The sequence below is a fragment of the Neobacillus bataviensis LMG 21833 genome (assembly GCF_000307875.1).
Lineage (GTDB): Bacteria > Bacillota > Bacilli > Bacillales > Cytobacillaceae > Neobacillus > Neobacillus bataviensis.
The window spans coordinates 1-825 of record NZ_AJLS01000098.1 but is presented as its reverse complement, the minus strand read 5'-3'; the positions used below and the strand labels follow the sequence as shown (position 1 = coordinate 825).

1 protein-coding gene is annotated in these 825 nt (G+C 44.1%); it reads left to right on the top strand.

Annotation, left to right across the window (positions count from 1 at the left end; all coding sequences use genetic code 11):
* Positions 1 to 825, top strand: an 825-nt coding sequence (locus BABA_RS27865; protein ID WP_007085803.1) for a hypothetical protein, incomplete at both ends; no start/stop codon positions are given.

Sequence of the window (825 nt, the reverse complement as noted above, 5' to 3'; positions counted from 1 at the left end):
AATACTTTTTTGACCGCTGGTTTCTGTATTGGTGACCCAATCGGAACGAATACGCCTGATGGTGATGTAACTGGTGGAACTCAAACGGGTAGTTTGATAATCCCTGGTGATGATACCGTTGCTGCTACAACTGTAGCAAGTCCTACAACAATCGGCACAAACACGCCTGATGGTAGTGTAACCGGTGGAACGCAAACAGGTAGTTTGGTAATTCCGGGGAATAGCAATTCTAGTCAAACAACTACAACAGATAATACCGACTCTGCTAAGTCAACTGACTTTGTAATGCCAACAATTACTGCTCCTGCAAACGTGACAGTAACCGTTGGAGATAACTTTATTCCATCTGCCGGTGATGCAATTGTAACTGATACAGACTATACAGCGGACAGTGGTTATCGCATGATTCTTTCAAATAATGTGAACACTGCAGTTGCTGGTACATATCAAGTTGTCTATACTTACAATTACATCGGCCCAACGACACAAGGAGCTGCTAGTACTACTGCCACTCAAGAAGTGACTGTAGTCGCAGCTGCTGCTGGAACAAGTTCTTCTGATACTAGCGTTGGTTCAACAAGTGCAACAGGTGCAACTTCTGGAATTGGTGCAAATACTCCTAACGGAGATTTGAACAATGGCTCACAAACTGGTGATTTAACTGTACCTGGTACTGGTGATACAGGTTCAACGGGAGATACTGGATCTACTGGAGATACAGGTTCAACTGGTTCTACTGGAGATACAGGTTCAACTGGTTCTACAGGAGACACTGGCTCAACTTCTAACCCTTCTGATTCTGGAATTGGGGCAAATACTCCTGAT